9 protein-coding genes are annotated in these 16,741 nt (G+C 70.5%); 6 read left to right on the top strand and 3 right to left on the bottom strand.

The window, feature by feature from the left end; all coding sequences use genetic code 11:
• Nucleotides 1–13: 13 nt before the first annotated feature.
• The 3 genes from BM252_RS26460 to BM252_RS26450 all read right to left on the bottom strand — a co-directional run bounded on the left by BM252_RS26460 (nucleotide 14) and on the right by BM252_RS26450 (nucleotide 2,523).
• Nucleotides 14–1,264 carry an ATP-binding protein gene (locus BM252_RS26460; RefSeq protein ID WP_093390659.1) on the bottom strand — a complete coding sequence of 417 codons (1,251 nt, stop codon included), beginning with the start codon at nucleotides 1,262–1,264 and terminating at the stop codon, nucleotides 14–16.
• On the bottom strand, nucleotides 1,264–1,980 hold the full coding sequence (locus BM252_RS26455; RefSeq protein WP_093390658.1) for a response regulator: 717 nt from the start codon (nucleotides 1,978–1,980) through the stop codon (nucleotides 1,264–1,266). Before BM252_RS26455 ends, BM252_RS26460 begins: the two co-directional genes overlap by 1 nt.
• Nucleotides 1,981–2,058: 78 nt before the next feature.
• The gene (locus BM252_RS26450; RefSeq protein ID WP_093390657.1) at nucleotides 2,059–2,523 is read right to left on the bottom strand and encodes a Spy/CpxP family protein refolding chaperone; all 465 of its coding nucleotides are present in this window, start codon (nucleotides 2,521–2,523) and stop codon (nucleotides 2,059–2,061) included.
• A gap of 523 nt (nucleotides 2,524–3,046) precedes the next feature.
• On the opposite strand from BM252_RS26450, the gene BM252_RS26445 reads away from it, so the two are divergent.
• The 6 genes from BM252_RS26445 to BM252_RS26415 all read left to right on the top strand — a co-directional run bounded on the left by BM252_RS26445 (nucleotide 3,047) and on the right by BM252_RS26415 (nucleotide 16,678).
• Complete coding sequence (locus BM252_RS26445; protein WP_093390656.1) at nucleotides 3,047–4,357, top strand: efflux RND transporter periplasmic adaptor subunit; 1,311 nt, start codon at nucleotides 3,047–3,049, stop codon at nucleotides 4,355–4,357.
• Nucleotides 4,354–7,470 carry an efflux RND transporter permease subunit gene (locus BM252_RS26440; protein ID WP_093390655.1) on the top strand — a complete coding sequence of 1,039 codons (3,117 nt, stop codon included), beginning with the start codon at nucleotides 4,354–4,356 and terminating at the stop codon, nucleotides 7,468–7,470. The genes BM252_RS26445 and BM252_RS26440 overlap by 4 nt, the downstream gene beginning before the upstream one ends.
• A complete protein-coding gene (locus tag BM252_RS26435; RefSeq protein WP_093390654.1) occupies nucleotides 7,467–10,697 on the top strand; it encodes an efflux RND transporter permease subunit in 3,231 nt (1,076 codons plus the stop codon). Before BM252_RS26440 ends, BM252_RS26435 begins: the two co-directional genes overlap by 4 nt.
• A complete protein-coding gene (locus BM252_RS26430; protein WP_093390653.1) occupies nucleotides 10,694–12,148 on the top strand; it encodes an efflux transporter outer membrane subunit in 1,455 nt (484 codons plus the stop codon). Before BM252_RS26435 ends, BM252_RS26430 begins: the two co-directional genes overlap by 4 nt.
• A 121-nt stretch (nucleotides 12,149–12,269) precedes the next feature.
• Nucleotides 12,270–14,936, top strand: a complete 2,667-nt coding sequence (locus BM252_RS26420) for a chemotaxis protein CheB (protein WP_245774465.1) — start codon at nucleotides 12,270–12,272, stop codon at nucleotides 14,934–14,936.
• Nucleotides 14,933–16,678 (top strand): sensor histidine kinase, encoded by a 1,746-nt coding sequence (locus BM252_RS26415; RefSeq protein ID WP_093390650.1) that lies wholly within the window; start codon nucleotides 14,933–14,935, stop codon nucleotides 16,676–16,678. The genes BM252_RS26420 and BM252_RS26415 overlap by 4 nt, the downstream gene beginning before the upstream one ends.
• Nucleotides 16,679–16,741: the final 63 nt, after the last annotated feature.

The following is a 16,741-nucleotide window of genomic DNA, read 5'->3' as shown; positions in this document are numbered from 1 at the left end:
GCATGCCGCACCCTCAAGCCGCCAACAGCGGCAGCGTCACCACAAAGCCGCTGCGGCCGTCGTCGATGGCGGCGCAGCGCGCCTCGCCGCCGTGGCGCCGCGCGATCTGCCGCACCAACGCCAAGCCAAGACCGGCGCCGCCGTTGTCGCGCGTGCCGCCGCGCCGGTAGAACGGTTCGAAGATCCTCTCCCATTCCGCCTCCGGCACACCCGGCCCGGCGTCCCACACGCGGATGCTGAGCTGCGCCGCGTCGGCGTCCAGCCGCACCTGGGTCGGCGCCCGGCCGTGGCGCTGCGCGTTCTCCAGCAGGTTGCGCAGCAGGCGGCGCAGCAGGCGGGCGTCGCCGCGCAGCAGGGCCGCCGCCGCTGCCGGCGTGCCCTCCAGCCGCACCTCGTCGTAGTGGGCGCACTCCTCGGCGGCCAGGGCCAGCGGCGCCACCGTCTCCAACACCATGCCGTCGTTGACGGCGCCGAGACGGCTGGCCAGCAGGATCTCGTCGAGCAGCTGGTCCAGCTCGGCGATGTCCTGCTCCAAGCCGGCGCGGCGCTTGGCGTCCACCGTGTCCTTGACCAGCTCCAGCGCCAGGCGGATGCGCGCCAGCGGCGTGCGCAGCTCGTGCGAGGCGTTGGCCAGCAGCGCCTTGTGGGCGCCGACCAGCTGCTCGATCTGGTCGGCGGCGCGGTTGAAGCTCTGCGCCAGCCGCGCCACCTCGTCCTTGCCCTCGACCTTGACGCGCGCCGCCAGGTCGCCGGCGCCGAGCGATTCGACGCCGCGCTGCAGCCGTTCCAGCCGCTTGGTCAAATGGCGCACCAGCGGGAAGGCGGCCACGCCGATGGCCAGCGCCAGCGCGATCAGCGCCGTGTGCAGCAGCGCGCGTGGGCGGGCGAAGCCGAGCGGCTTGCTCGACAGCAGACGGCGGCCGTCGGCCAGCCACAGGTCGGTGGCGGGGAAGCGGCCGGGCCGCGTGCCGGCGCCCCATTGCAGGCGCGGCACGCCCTTGCCGATGCTGGCCAGCTCGGTCCAGTCGGCGCGGTACAAGGTCATGTCGCCGTCGACGCCCTGGGCCAGGCGCAGCAGCGCGGCCTGCTGTTCGGCCGGCGGCGCGGCGGCCGGCGGCAGCATGTTTTGCACCAGTTGGGCCAGCGTGGCGTCGGCCCGTTCCACCGGGCCGCCGGCGCGGTGCCACAGCAGCGTCACGGCGAAGGCGAACAGCAGCAGGCTGCCGAGCAGGGCGATGTAGAAGCGGAAGTACAGGCGCGGCATCAGTCCTGCACCTTGGCGAACAGATAGCCGGCGCCGCGCACGGTGATGATGCGGCGTGGCTTTTTGGGATCGTCCTCGACGGCGGCGCGGATGCGCGACATGTGCACGTCGATCGAGCGGTCGAAGGCCTCGATCTGCTCGCCCTTGACCAGCTCCATCAGCGTGTCGCGCGATAGCACGCGGCCGGCGTTCTGCGCCAGCGCCAGCAGCAGGTCGAACTGGTAGGTGGTCAGCTCGCAGGGCGCGCCGTCGAGCCGGGCGGCGTGGGCGTCGGCGTCGATCTCCAGCCGGCCGAAGCGCAGCGCCTGGCGGCCGGGGCCTTGGCCGCCGGCCGGCTCGTCGCTGCGCCGGCGGCGCAGGATGGCGCGCAGGCGGGCCAGCAGCTCGCGCGGCTCGAAGGGTTTGGGCAGGTAGTCGTCGGCGCCTATCTCCAGGCCGACGATGCGGTCGATGGCGTCGCCGCGCGCGGTCAGCATCAGCACCGGCGTGTCGACGTTGGCGCGCAGCTGGCGGCACACCTCGAGGCCGTCCATGTCGGGCAGCATCAGGTCGAGCACCACGGCGCCGAACGCTGGCTGCTGCGGCCGCGCCAGCATGTCCAGCGCGTCGCGGCCCAGCGCGGCGCTGCTGACGCGGAAGCCGGCCTGCTCCAGATACTCGGTGAGCATCTCGGCCAGGCGCGGGTCGTCTTCGACTACAAGGATATGGTCTGCCATGGATTCATTCTACGGACAGGCGGCGGCCTTCACAAGCCGCCGCCGGGTTTGCGCCGCCACCTGTGCGGCTACGCGTGCCTAGCCGTGGCGGCGCTGGTGCAGCTTGCCCAGGTGGGCGGCCAGCTTGTTGCGCTGCTCGGGCGTGAGCACCTCGCCGACGTCGGCGATCAGCTGCACCAGGCGTTTCGAGGCCTGGTCGGCCAGTTGCAGCTTCTGCACGCGCATCGCTTCGAGCGCGCCGGCGTCGAGGGTCGGCTGGCCCAGCCAGGTCAGCAGCTCGGCGTGGGCGCCGCGCAGCTGGCCGTGGATCGGCTTCAAGTCCTGCATGGCCTGCTTGACCAGCGGTTCGATCTTGGCCTTCTGCGCGTCGGTGGCGTCGACCTCGACGTACAGGTGCTTGAGCATGCGCTCGGCGTGGGCGCTAGCGTCGACGGCGGCGTGGCTGCCGCCCATGTGGCGTTCGACGGCGAGGGCGCCGGCGCCGGCGGCCAGGGCGCCGCCGAGCAGGAAGGCGGCGATGGTGTTGCGGTTGAAGATACGCATGTTAAGTCCTCTAAGTGGTTTTGGGGAGACAACGAGGACCAGTGTGGGCCGGCGAGGTAAAGGGCCGATGTCGCTCGCGTAAAGATTTGTAAAGCGGAGCGCGGGATGAATACCCAGCGGCGCATATGTAGGGTCAGACCCTAGGGTCTGACCCTGAGCACCCAGCCGTGTCCACACCAACGGCGTAGGGGGAAGATATTTGTAGCGAGTTTGTAACCAGTCGTTACCGCAGTTGAGCCACTCGGCTGAGTCGTGCGCGGCAGCCTCAGCCCGCATGGTTGCGGGCGTGCGGCGCGATGGGCGGGGAGGGCGGAGCGGCCGCCGTGGCCGACCTCGTCGCGGCCATGTTTCCAGCATCGCCGCATTGTTTCCGCCGGAAGCATTTGGCCGCATTGGATATGCTAGAGTCCTCGCATCAAATGGCCACGCCACCTGCGTCGGTCCGCTCCCGACATCAATACAGCCGTGGCCCGCGCCCGGCGCCAGCAACGCCGCCTCCGCGCGGCATCAACAAGGATAAGCGATGGATTCGCAAGACATGCCGAGCAAGCCAACCGTGACCATTGCGCCAACCCGCCGCAGCCGCCGTTCCAAGATCATCGGCGGCGTGATCGCGGTGGCCGCGATGGCAGGCCTGGGCGGCCTGGCCTGGCATCTGACCCATCCGGCCACGGGCGCCGGCGGCGCCACGCAAGGCGCCGGCGGCCCAGGCGGCCCCGGTGGTCCCGGCGGCCCGGGCGGACGGCGCGGCGGCGCCAGCACCACCGTCGGCGTGGCCACGGCGGAGCATGCCGACGTGCCGGTGCTGCTCGACGCGCTCGGCACCGTGACGGCGGCCGCCACCACCACGGTGCGGCCGCAGGTCTCGGGCATCCTGCAAAAGGTGCTGTTCAAGGAAGGGCAGATGGTCAAGGCCGGCCAGGTGCTGGCGCAGATCGATCCGCGCCAGTTCGAGATGGCGCTGTTGCAGGCCTCCGGCCAACGCCAGCGCGACGAGGCCCAGCTGGAGAACGCCAAGCTGACGCTGGAGCGCTACCGCACGCTGATCACCCAGGACTCCATCGCGCGGCAGGATGTGGACACCCAGGCGGCGCTGGTCAAACAACTGGAGGGCACGGTGATGACCGACCGCGCCGCCGAGGGCATGGCGCGGCTGAATCTGGGCTACACCAAGGTGGTCGCGCCGATTGGCGGCCGGGTCGGCCTGCGCGTGGTCGACGTCGGCAACCTGGTCGGTTCCAGCGACGCCGCCGGCATCGCCGTCATCACCCAGCTGTCGCCCATCGACGTTGAATTCGCCGTGCCGCAGGACCAGGTGCCGGATGTGCAGGAGCGCGCCAACGAGGGCGCGGCGCTGCCGGCCATCGCCTTCGACCGCACCCGCAGCAAGGAGCTGGGGCAGGGACGCTTTGCCGCCCTCGACAACCAGGTCGACACGCAGACCGGCACCGTCAAGGCCAAGGCCCGCTTCGCCAACGACAAGATGGCGCTGTTCCCCAGCCAGTTCGTCAACCTGCGGCTGGAGCTGCGCACCATCAAGGATGCGGTGATGGTGCCGGTGACGGCGCTGCGCCACGGCGCCAGCGGCGACTATGTCTACGTGCTCAACGCCGACAAGACGGTATCGACGCGCCCGGTCACGCGCGGCCAGGCCACCGTCGACAAGGTGCAGCTGAAGACCGGCGTGAAGGCCGGCGAGCAGGTCATCACCGAGGGCGCCGACCGCCTGAAGGACGGCGCCAAGGTCACGCTGCCCGGCGATAAGCCGGCCGGTGCCGGCGCAGGTGGCCGCCGCAACCGCGACGGCAAGGGTGCCAAGGGTAGCGCGCCATGAGTCCGTCGGGCCCATTCATCCAGCGTCCGGTGGCCACTGCGCTGCTGATGCTGGCGATCGTGCTGGCGGGGATAGTCGGCTTCAAGTTCCTGCCGCTGTCGGCGCTGCCGCAGGTCGACTTCCCCACCATCCAGGTGCAAACGCTATACCCCGGCGCCAGCCCCGAGGTGATGGCCCAGACCGTCACCGCGCCGCTGGAGCGCCAGTTCGGCCAAATGGCCGGCCTGCAGCGCATGAGCTCCACCAGCGCCTCCGGCGTCTCCATCATCACGCTGCAATTCACGCTGGGCCAGACGCTGGACGTGGCCGAGCAGGAGGTGCAGGCGGCCATCAACGCCGGCGGCTCGCTGCTGCCGACCGACCTGCCGGCGCCGCCGGTCTACGCCAAGGTCAACCCGGCCGACGCGCCGGTGCTGACGCTGGCGATCACCTCGGACACCATGCCGCTGACCGAGGTGCAGAACATCGTCAACACCCGGCTGGCGCTGAAGATCAGCCAGGTGGGCGGCGTCGGCCTGGTGTCGCTGAGCGGCGGCCAGCGGCCGGCCGTGCGCATCCAGGCCGACACGCTGGCGCTGGCCTCCTACGGCCTCGGCCTGGACACGCTGCGCAGCGCCATCACGGCGGCCAACGCCAACGGCGCCAAGGGCAGCTTCGACGGCCCGACGCGCTCCTTCACCATCAACGCCAACGACCAGCTGGTCACCGCCAAGGACTACCAGAGCCTGATCGTCGCCTTCAAGAACGGCGCCCCGGTGCGCCTGACCGACGTGGCCCAGGTGGTCGACAGCGCCGAGAACATCAAGCTGGGCGCCTGGTCCGGTCTGAAGCCGGCGATCATCCTCAACGTGCAGCGCCAGCCCGGCGCCAACGTCATCGCCACCGTCGACGCCATCAAGGCCCGCCTGCCCGAGCTGCAGGCCGGCTTGCCGGGCGCGCTGCGCGTCGACGTGCTGAGCGACCGCACCACCGGCATCCGCGCCTCGGTCGAACATGTGGAGACCGAGCTGCTGCTGGCCGTCGGCCTGGTGGTGCTGGTGATCTTCGCCTTCCTGCACAGCGTGCGCGCCACCGTCATCGCCAGCCTGGCCGTGCCGATCTCGCTGATCGGCAGCTGCGGCGTGATGTACCTGCTCGGCTACAGCCTGAACAACCTGTCGCTGATGGCGCTGACCATCGCCACCGGCTTCGTCGTCGACGACGCCATCGTCATGATCGAAAACATCGCCCGCTACATCGAGGAGGGCGAGCAGCCGATGGCCGCCGCCATCAAGGGCGCCGCGCAGATCGGCTTCACCATCATATCGCTGACGGTGTCGCTGATCGCCGTGCTGATCCCGCTGCTGTTCATGGGCGACGTGGTCGGCCGCCTGTTCCGCGAGTTCGCCGTCACGCTGTCGATCACCATCCTGATCTCCGCCCTGGTCTCGCTGACCTTGGTGCCGATGATGTCGGCGCGCTGGCTCAAAAGCCACGCCGACGAGCATCCGGGCGCGCTGGCGCGCCGCACCCAGGCCTTCCTCGACGGCGTGATCCGCCACTACGACACGGCGCTGCAATGGGTGTTGCTGCGCCAGGGCCTGACCCTGCTGGTGGCGCTGGCCACGCTGGTGTTGACGGTGCTGCTCTACATCTGGATACCCAAGGGCCTGTTCCCGACCCAGGACACCGGCCAGTTGCAGGCCCGCGTCGAGACCTCGCAGTCGGTCTCCTACGCCCGCATGGCCGAGTTGCAGCAGGCCGCCGCCGCCGCCATTTTGGAAGACCCGGACGTCGAGTCGCTCAGCTCCCTGGTCGGCGTGGACGCCGCCAACAACACCATGCTGCATACCGGCCGCATGCTGATCAACCTGAAGCGCGAGCGCAGCAGCGACCAGGCCCACACCATGGAGCGGCTGCGCCAGCGCGCCGCCAACGTGGCCGGCGTCACGCTGTACCTGCAACCGACGCAGGACTTGACCATCGACGCCGAGACCGGGCCGACCCAGTACCGCGTCTCGCTGGAGGGGGCCGACAACGCCACCGTCAACACCTGGGCCGCCAAGCTGAGCGAGCGCATGCGCGCCAAGGCGGGGCTGCGCAACGTGGTGTCCGACGCCGGCGCCACCAGCACCGCCGCCTACATCAGCATCGACCGCGACAGCGCCGCCCGCCTGTCGATCAGCGCCGCCGCCATCGACGACGCCCTGTACAGCGCCTTCGGCCAGCGCATCGTCTCGACCATCTTCACCGAGACCAACCAGTACCGCGTGATTCTGGAGGCGCGCCCCGGCACGCTGACCACACCCGAATCGCTGGGCAACCTGCAACTGCGCACCGGCTCGGGCAAGGCCACGCCGCTGTCGTCGGTGGCCACCATCACCGAGCGGCCGGCGCCGCTGCAAATCACCCACGTGGCGCAGTACCCGGCCACCACGCTCGGCTTCGACACGGCCGACGGCGTCGCGCTGGGCCAGGCGGTCGAGGAGATCCGCGCCGCCGCCGAGGAGATCAAGCTGCCGCCGTCGGTGTCGCTGACCTTCCTCGGCGCCGCCGGCGCCTACCAGAACTCGCTGTCCAACCAGCTGTGGCTAATTTTGGCGGCGGTGATCTGCGTCTACATCGTGCTCGGCGTGCTGTACGAGAGCTACATCCACCCGCTGACCATCCTGTCGACGCTGCCGTCGGCCGGCGTCGGCGCCTTGCTGGCGCTGATGATCAGCGGCCAGGACTTAGGCGTGATCGGCATCATCGGCATCATCCTGTTGATCGGCATCGTCAAGAAGAACGCCATCATGATGATCGACTTCGCCATCGAGGCCGAGCGCGAGCAGGGCAAGTCGCCGCGCGAGGCGATCCACCAGGCGGCGCTGCTGCGCTTCCGCCCGATCCTGATGACCACGCTGGCCGCGCTGTTCGCCGCCGTGCCGTTGATGCTTGGCTGGGGCGACGGCGCCGAGCTGCGCCGGCCGCTCGGCCTGGCCATCTTCGGCGGCCTGATCGTCAGCCAAATGCTGACCTTGTTCACCACGCCGGTGATCTACCTCGGCTTCGACCGCCTGGGCCGGCGTTGGGCCGGCCGCAAGGGCGCCGCCGGCGCCGGCGTTGACGGCGCATCCGGAGCCGCCTCGTGAACCTGTCGGAACCCTTCGTCCGGCGCCCCATCGCCACCGTGCTGCTGACCATCGGCATTGCGCTGGCCGGCGTAGGCGCCTTCTTCGCGCTGCCGGTGTCGCCGCTGCCGCAGGTCGACTTCCCCTCGATCTCGGTCAGCGCCAGCCTGCCCGGCGCCAGTCCGGACACCATGGCCACCAGCGTCGCCACGCCGCTCGAGCGGCGCCTCGGCGTGATCGCCGGTGTCAACGAGATGACCTCCTCGTCGGGCAACGGCTCGACCCGCATCAGCCTGCAGTTCGACCTGAACCGCAAGATCGACGCCGCCGCGCGCGAGGTGCAGGCCGCCATCAACGCCTCGCGCGCCGACCTGCCGGCCACGTTGCGCAGCAACCCCACCTACCGCAAGGCCAACCCGTCGGACGCCCCGGTCGTCATCCTGGCGTTGACCTCGCCGAGCCGCTCGCCCGGCCAGATCTACGAGGCGGTGTCGAACATCGTGCAGCAGAAGATCGCCCAGGTGCCCGGCGTCGGCGACGTCGAGTTGGGCGGCGGCTCGCTGCCGGCGGTGCGCGTCGAGTTGCTGCCCTACGCGCTGAACCGCTACGGCGTGTCGATGGAGGACGTGCGCGCCGCCATCCAGGCCACCAACGCCAACCGCCCCAAGGGCGCCATCGAAGGGGAGGGGCGCCACCTGCAGATCTACTCGCAGCCGAGCGACGCCGCCGGCGGCCGCAACGCCGCCGACTACCGCAAGCTGGTGGTCGCCTGGCGCAACGGCGCGGCGATCCGCCTGCAGGACGTGGCCGAGGTCATCGACGGCACCGAGAGCAACAACACCCTGGGCCTGTTCAACGGCGACCCGGCGGTGATCGTGCTGATCACCCGCCAGCCCGGCGCCAACGTCATCGCCACGGTGGACGGCGTGCGCGCGCTGCTGCCGCAGTTGCAGGCCCAGCTGCCGCAGGACATCAAGCTGCAGGTGGCCTCCGACAGCACCAACTCGATCCGCTCCTCGCTGCACGAGATCGAGCTGACGCTGCTGATCTCCATCGTGCTGGTGGTGCTGGTGGTCAGCGCCTTCCTGCGCAGCGTGCGCGCCACCATCGTGCCGGCGGTGGCCACCATCGTCTCGCTGCTGGGCACCTTCGGCGTGATGTACCTGCTCGGCTTCAGCCTGAACAACCTGTCGCTGATGGCGCTGACGGTGGCCACCGGCTTCGTCGTCGACGACGCCATCGTCGTGTTGGAGAACACCTCGCGCCACATCGAGGCCGGCATGGACCGGTTCAAGGCGGCCCTGCTGGGCGCGCGCGAGGTCGGCTTCACCGTGCTGTCGATCAGCCTGTCGCTGGTGGCCGTGTTCATCCCGCTGCTGTTCATGGGCGGCCAGGTGGGCCGGCTGTTCCGCGAGTTCGCCGTCACCCTGTCGGCGGCGGTCTTGATCTCGCTGCTGATTTCGCTGACCACCACGCCGATGATGTGCGCCTGGCTGCTCAAGCCGGGCCAGGGCCACCAGCCGCCGGGCCGCTTGGCGCGCTGGGCCGAGCGCGGCTACGACTGGATGCACCGCCAGTACGAGCACGCGCTCGACTGGGCGCTGGGCAGCGCTTGGTTGGTGATGCTGTCGCTGGCCTTCGTCGTCGCCCTCAACGTCTACCTGTTCTCGGCCGCGCCCAAGGGCTTCTTCCCGCAGCAGGACACGGGTCAGATCAACGGCGGCATCCGCGCCGACCAGAGCATCTCCTTCCAGGCCATGCAGCAGAAGCTGCGCCAGCTGGTCAACGTCATCAAGCGCGACCCGGCGGTGGCCACCGTGGTCGGCTTCACCGGGGGCGGCCGCGCCGGCGGCGGCTTCATGTTCATCAACCTGAAGCCGGCCGACCAGCGCAGCGAGTCGGGCCAGGCGGTGATCGCCCGGCTGCGCCCGCAGCTGGCCAAAATCACCGGCGTGTCGCTGTTCCTCAACCCGGTGCAGGACCTGCGCATGGGCGGGCGGCAGAGCAATTCCACCTACCAGTACACGCTGAAGAGCGACAACCGGGCCGACCTCAAACTGTGGGCGGCCAAGCTGGCCGAGGCGATGAAGGGCCAGCAGGAGCTGATCGACGTCGACACCGACCAGGCCGAGAACGGCGTCGAAACCTTCGTCACCATCGACAAGGACAGCGCCGCGCGCCTGGGCATGACGGTGCGCGACGTCGACAACGCGCTCTACAACGGCTTCGGCCAGCGCCAGGTGGCCACCATCTACGACGAGTTGAACCAGTACCACGTGGTGATGGAGGTGGCGCCGCGCTACGCGCAAAGCCCGGAGGCGCTGCGCGACGTCCACGTGCCGTCGAAGGGCACGGCCACCACGAGCGGCGCGGCCAGCACCACCGCCGCGCCGTCGAGCAACAGCACGGCGGCGCGCGACCCGTCCAGCGGCGCGGCCCTGAGCAACAGCGTGACGACAATGGTGCCGCTGACGGCCATCGCCAGCTTCGCCGAAAGCTCGACGCCCAGCTCGATCAACCACCAGGACGGCGAGCTGGCCACCACCGTCTCGTTCAACCTGGTCGACGGCTACAGCCTGAGCGACGGCCAGGCCGCCGTGCACGCGGCCGAGGCGCAGATCGGCATGCCCAACAACGTGCGCGGCAGCTTCCAGGGCACCGCGCGCAGCGCCGACGAGAGCAACAAACAGCAGCCGCTGCTGATCCTGGCCGCCATCGTGGTGATCTACATCGTGCTCGGCATTTTGTATGAAAGCCTGGTGCACCCGATCACCGTGCTGTCGACCCTGCCGTCGGCCGGCGTCGGCGCCGTGCTGGCGCTGTTGCTGTTCAAAATGGAGTTCTCCATCATCGCCTTGATCGGCGTGTTCCTGTTGATCGGCATCGTCAAGAAGAACGCCATCCTGATCATCGACTTCGCGCTGGAGGCCGAGCGCGCGCGCGGCCTGAACGCGCGCGACGCGGTGCGCGAGGCCTGCCTGCTGCGCTTCCGCCCGATCCTGATGACCACGCTGGCCGCCGCCTTGGGCGCCTTGCCGCTGGCGATAGGCTTCGGCGAGGGCTCCGAGCTGCGCCAGCCGCTCGGCGTCGCCATCATCGGCGGCCTGGTCGCCAGCCAGCTACTGACCCTGCTGACCACCCCGGTGGTCTACATCCTGCTCGACAAGCTGCGCCGCCGCAGCCCCGCAGAACAACAACTGAGCCGTATCCACGGCGAGCAGGCAACTGCGTCGCCGACACCATCATGATCCGCACACCTAGCACACATCGCCATACCAGCAACGCCAACAAGGCCGGCGGCCTGCCGATTGCGCGCCCGCTGGCCTCATTGGCCGGCTTGGCCCTCGCGCTGGCGCTGGGCGGCTGCGCCGTCGGCCCCGCCTATCAAACGCCGAGCACGCCGCAGCCGGCCGAGTTCAAGGAGGCGCGCGGCTGGCAGCCGGCCGCGCCGGCCGACACGCTCGAACGCGGTCCGTGGTGGCAGCTGTTCGGCGACCCGCAGCTCGACGAGCTGGTCGCCGCCGTCGAGGTGTCGAACCAGAACGTGGCCGCCGCCGTGGCCTCCTACGCCCAGGCCCGCGCCGCCGTCGGCGAGCAGCGCGCCGCGCTGTTCCCCAGCGTCGACCTGGGCGGCGCGGCCAACCGCTCCGGCGGCGGTGGCGACACGCGCAGCGCCAGTCAGTACAAGCTCGACATTGGCGCCAGCTGGGAGCCCGACGTCTGGGGCAAGCTGCGCGCCGGCGCCAACGGCGCCCAGGCCGGCGCCGCCGCCAGCGCGGCCGACCTGGCCGCCGCCCGCCTGTCGGCCCAGGGCGAGCTGGCGCTCGACTACTTCTCGCTGCGCCAGGCCGACGCCCAGCTGGCCCTGCTCGAGGCCACCGTGCGCGGCTACGCGCGGGTGCTGGAGATCACCCAGAACCGCTTCGGCGCCGGCATCGCCGCCCGCTCCGACGTGCTGCAGGCGCAGACCCAGCTGGCCAGCGCGCGCATCGACCTGGTCGGCCTGGCGCGCCAGCGCGCCCAGCTCGAGCACGCCATCGCCGTCCTGCTCGGCAAGGCGCCGGCCGATTTCAGCCTGGCCGTCGCGCCGTGGCGCGCCACGGTGCCCGAGGTGCCGCTGGCGCTGCCGTCGACGCTGCTGCAGCGCCGCCCGGACATCGCCGCCGCCGAGCGCCGCGTCGCCGCCGCCAACGAGCAGATCGGCGTGGCCCGCGCCGCCTACTTCCCCAGCCTGAGCCTGAGCGGCTCCTACGGCGTGGCCGGCAGCGCCGTCGGCGGCTTGCTGAATGCATCCAACAGCCTGTGGTCGCTCGGCCTGAGCGCCGGCCAGAGCCTGTTCAACGCCGGCGCCACCGCCGCCCGGGTCGGCGGCGCCGAGGCCGGGCGCGACGTCGCCGTGGCCCACTACCGGCAGACCGTGCTGGCCGCCTTCGCCGACGTCGAGAACCAGCTGGCCGCCACCCGCGCGCTGCTGCTGCAGCAGGACCTGCGCCGCCTGGCCTCGGAGGCGGCCGACCAGGTCGAGACGCAGATGCTCAACCGCTACCGCGCCGGCCAGGTCGCTTACACCGAGGTAGTCACCGCGCAGAACACCGCGCTGGCGGCGCGCCGCGCGCTGATCCAGGCCCAGGCCGACCGCCAGACCACCGCCATCGCGCTGATCCAGTCGCTCGGCGGCGGCTGGCACGCCACGCCCTGAGGTGGCGGGGCTTGGTGTTTGGCTCATCCCTTTGTATAATCGATTGGAAAAATGTAAAAAAGATCAACTTCCCCGGCGCTCCATCCCGGCCTAGCCCGCGTCGTTCCAACCGCATGCCACGATGACCAAACGCGCCAACCCGACGATGACCCCGCCGCCCGCCACCGCTACCGCCGCCGCGCCGCCCGCCGCCGCGCGCGAGCTGCCTGCGCTGCTTGCGGCGGCCGTGCCTGGCACGATGGCACCGCCGCGCGCGATGCCGGCGGCGGTGCCGGTGGTCGGCATCGGCGCCTCGGCCGGCGGCCTGGAGGCCATCATCGAGCTGCTCGCCAGCGTGCCGGCCGACAGCGGCCTGGCCTTCGTCGTCGTGCAGCACCTCGACCCGACCCAAAAGGGCATGCTGCCCGAACTGCTGCAGCGGGTCACCGCGATGCCGGTGCGCGTGGTGGTCGAGCCGGTGCGGGTGGCGGCCAACCACGTCTACGTCATCGCCCCCAACAAGGATCTGAGCTTCGTCGACGGCGCGCTGACCGCGCTGGCGCCGCGCGAGCTGCGCGGCCACCGGCGGCCGATCGACTTCTTCTTCCAGGCGCTGGCCGAGGAGCTGCGCACGCTGGCGGCCGGCGTCATCTTGTCCGGCATGGGGTGCGATGGCACCGTTGGATTGGCGGCGATCAAGCAGAACGGCGGCCTGACGCTGGCGCAGACGCCGGCCAGCGCCAGGTTCGATCCGATGCCGCAGAGCGCCATAGCGGCCGGCGTGGTCGACGTGGTGGCGGCGCCGGGCGAGATGATGGCGCGCCTGCTGGGCTGGTGGGGCCACCACAGCGGCGGACCGCTGCCCGATCCGCAGAGCGCGGCGGGGCGGCGCGCCTCGCTGCAGCAGCTGTTCCAACTGCTGCTGCGGCAGACCGGCGCCAATTTCAGCGACTACAAGATGAATACCCTGCTGCGCCGCATCGAGCGGCGCATGAAGTTGTGCCAGATCGACGCCTTCGACGCCTATGTCGCCTTCCTGGGCGACAATCCGGCCGAGCTCGACCTGCTGTTCAAGGAGCTGTTGATCGGCGTGACCAGCTTCTTCCGCGACCCCAAGATCTGGGACTACCTGCGCACCACGGCGCTGCCGCAACTGCTGGCGGACACCCCCGAGGGCGCCGTGCTGAAGGCCTGGGTGCCGGCCTGCTCGACCGGCGAGGAGGCCTATTCGCTGGCCATCGTGTTCCACGAGGTGCTCGAGGCGCTCAAGCCGGGCGGGCGCTACGCGCTGCAGATCTTCGCCACCGACCTCGACCCGGACGCCATCGACCGCGCCCGCCAAGGCGTGTTCGCCAGCACCATCGAGGCCGACGTCGGGCCGGAGCGGCTGCGCCGCTACTTCTTGCCGGTCGATGGCGGCGGCTACCGCATCCGCAAGGACCTGCGCAACGCCATCATCTTCGCGCCGCAGAACATCATCTCCGACCCGCCGTTCACCAAGCTCGACATCCTGTGCTGCCGCAACCTGCTGATCTATTTCAACGTCAAGTTGCAGGACCAGTTGATTCCCCTGTTCCATTACGCGCTCAAGCCGGGCGGGCTGCTGGTGTTCGGCAGCGCCGACACGCCGGGCCGCTTCACCGAGTTGTTCGCCGCGCTGCCCGGCGCCGGCCGCATCTACCAGCGGCTGGACGCCTCGCGCCTCCGCATCGCCCACCACTTCCCGACCCGTGCCGCCAGCGCGCCGGCGCCGCTCCTTAACGAATCACGAACGCCCCCCATGAACGGCAACATCCAATCCCATGTCGAGCAGCAGCTGCTCAAGTCGCACACGCCGGCGGCGGCGCTGGTCAACGCCCAGGGCGACATCCTCTACATCCACGGCCGCACCGGCGCCTTTTTGGAACCGGCCGCCGGCAAGGCCAACTGGAACATCCACGCCATGGCGCGCGCCGGCCTGCGCTACGAGCTGGCCGACCTGCTCAAGCGCGCCGCCGACAGCGAGGAGATGGTCTGCGTGCATGGCCTGATCCTGAAGGAGGGCGACGGCCCGGGACTGGCGCTGGACCTGTGCGCGCAGACCCTGGCCGACGGCGAGCCGCTGGCCGGCATGACGCTGCTGACCTTCGCCAGCGCGCCGCTGCCGCCGCAACGGCGCAGCCGCGCCAGCAACCCGCGCCTGCAGGAGCTGGAACAGCAGCTGGCCCAGGCGCGCCTGGAGGTGCAGGCGGTGCGCGCCGAGATGCAGGCCTCGCGCGAGGAGCTCAAGTCGGCCAACGAGGAACTGCAGTCGACCAACGAGGAGCTGCAGTCGACCAACGAGGAGCTGACCACCTCGAAGGAGGAGATGCAGTCGCTCAACGAGGAGCTGCACACCGTGAACGTCGAGCTGCAATCGAAGGTCGACGACCTGTCGCTGGTCAACGGCGACATGAAGAATCTGCTCAACAGCACCGACATCGCCACCATCTTCCTCGACAACTCGCTGCACATCCGCCGCTTCACCAACCCGGCCACGCGGATCTACAAGCTGATTCCCGGCGACTTGAACCGGCCGCTGGGCGACATCGCCAACGACCTGGTCTACCCCGAGCTGCAGGCCGACGCCGAGCGGGTGCTGCGCACCCTGGTGTTCTGCGAGCGGCAGATCCCCACCCACAGCGGGCGCTGGTACACGGTGCGCATCATGCCGTATCGGACGGTGGACAACGTCATCGATGGCGTGGTGGTCACCTTCATCAACATCACCGAGTCCAAGCATCTGGAGGCGCAACTGCGCGCCATCCAGGAGGCGAGCGACAAGCCATGAGCAAGCGCGCCGCCCCGCCGACCGCCGCCGCGCCCGCGCGCGCGCGCGCCGGCCGGGAGGCGGCGCGCCGGACCGCGGACGGCACCGCCGCCAGCGACGCGCAGAGGCAGCTGCACGAGCTGCAGGTCAGCCAGATCGAGCTGGAGCTGCAGCAGCAGGTGCTGGCCGAGCTGCTCGAGCAGAAGGACGCCGCCGAGGCGGGCCTGGTGCGCTACACCGAGTTGTACGAGCAGGCGCCGGTCGGCTACCTGTCGCTGTGGCCGGACGGGCGCATCTGCCGCGCCAACCTGGCCGCCGCCGCGCTGCTGGCCTGCCCGCGCGACGACCTGCTGGGCAGGACCTTCGAGCAGTTCGTCGCGCCCGAGCAGCAGGCCGGGCTGCGCCGCTTCCTCGCCGGCGTGTACGCCAGCGGCGCCCACAGCGTGCTCGAGGTGGCCTTGTTCGCCTGGCCGGGCCGCGCCGGCCGGGTGCGCATCGAGGCCAATGTCGAGCGCGACGGCGGCAAGTGCCGCATGGTGGTCACCGACATCGGCGACCTGCACGCGCGCGAGGCGGCGCGGCGGCGCGCCTACCAGGTGCTCGACAGCATAGAGGAGGCCGTGCTGGTGAGCGGCCCGGACAACCGCGTCGTCGCCGTCAACCCTGCCTTCACCCGCATCACCGGCTACCAGGCCGAGGAGGCCATCGGCCGCGACCCCGGCTTCCTTGGCCGCCACGTCGGCGCCGGCCAGGCCTTTCCACTGCAGGCCTGGTCGCGCCTGCTGGCGCACGGCAGCTGGCAGGGCGAGGTGCACAACCTCAAGCGCGACGGCACGCCCTTCGTCTCGGCCATGTCGCTGACCCTGGTGCGCGGCGAGGACGGCGCGGTGCTCAACTATATCAGCGTGTTCTCCGACATCACCGCGCGCAAACAGGCCGAACGGGCGCTGCTCGAGCTGTCGCGCGAGCTCGACGCCCGCGTCGTCGCCCGCACCGCCGAGCTGACCGCCGCCAACCTGGCGCTGCGCCAGGAGGTGGCCGAGCGCAAGCGCGCCGAGGCGGCGCTGCGCCAGTCGCGCGAGCAGCTGCGCAAGCTGGGCGACCACCTGGCCACGGTCAAGGAGAACGAGCGCAAGCGCATCGCCCGCGAGATCCACGACGAGCTGGGACAGAACCTGCTGGCACTGCGGCTCGACCTGTCGATGCTGGGCCAGCGCGGCGAGGGCGACAGCTCGCCGCTGCAACCGCGCGTCGACGCCATGCTCGACAACGTCGACAGCACCATCAAGAGCGTGCGCGGCATCATGAACCAGCTGCGCCCCTCGGTGCTGGACCTGGGCCTGCAGGCGGCCATCGAGTGGCAGATCGGTGAGTTCCGCAAGCGCTCCGGCCTGAGCTGTCGCCTGCTGGTGGACAACGCGGACCTGTTCGCCGCGCTGCCCGGCGAGATCGAGATCGTGCTGTTCCGCAGCCTGCAGGAGTCGCTCACCAACGTGCTGCGCCATGCCCGCGCCAGCGACGTCCAGATCCGCCTCGGCCTGGCCGGTGGCCGGCTCGAGCTGAGCATCGAGGACAACGGCATCGGCATCGCGCCGCGCCGGCGCGGCAAGGCCGACGCCTTCGGCCTGGTCGGCATCGCCGAGCGGGTCGACGCGCTCGGCGGCAGCTTCGCGCTGGCGCCCTACGTCGAGGGGAGCGGCTGCTGCCTGCGCCTCGGCTTCGACCTGGCGGTGGCCGGCGCACAAGAGGAGGCGGGCGGTTGACCCCGGCGGCATAGCTAAAAAATATTTTCAGCGCCGGGTGAACAGCATATACTGCCGCTGCAT

Source organism: Rugamonas rubra, from assembly GCF_900114705.1.
Classification (GTDB): Bacteria; Pseudomonadota; Gammaproteobacteria; order Burkholderiales; family Burkholderiaceae_D; genus Rugamonas; species Rugamonas rubra.
The sequence above is the reverse complement of the archived record's forward strand: the minus strand, read 5'-3'. Positions and strand labels throughout refer to the sequence as shown.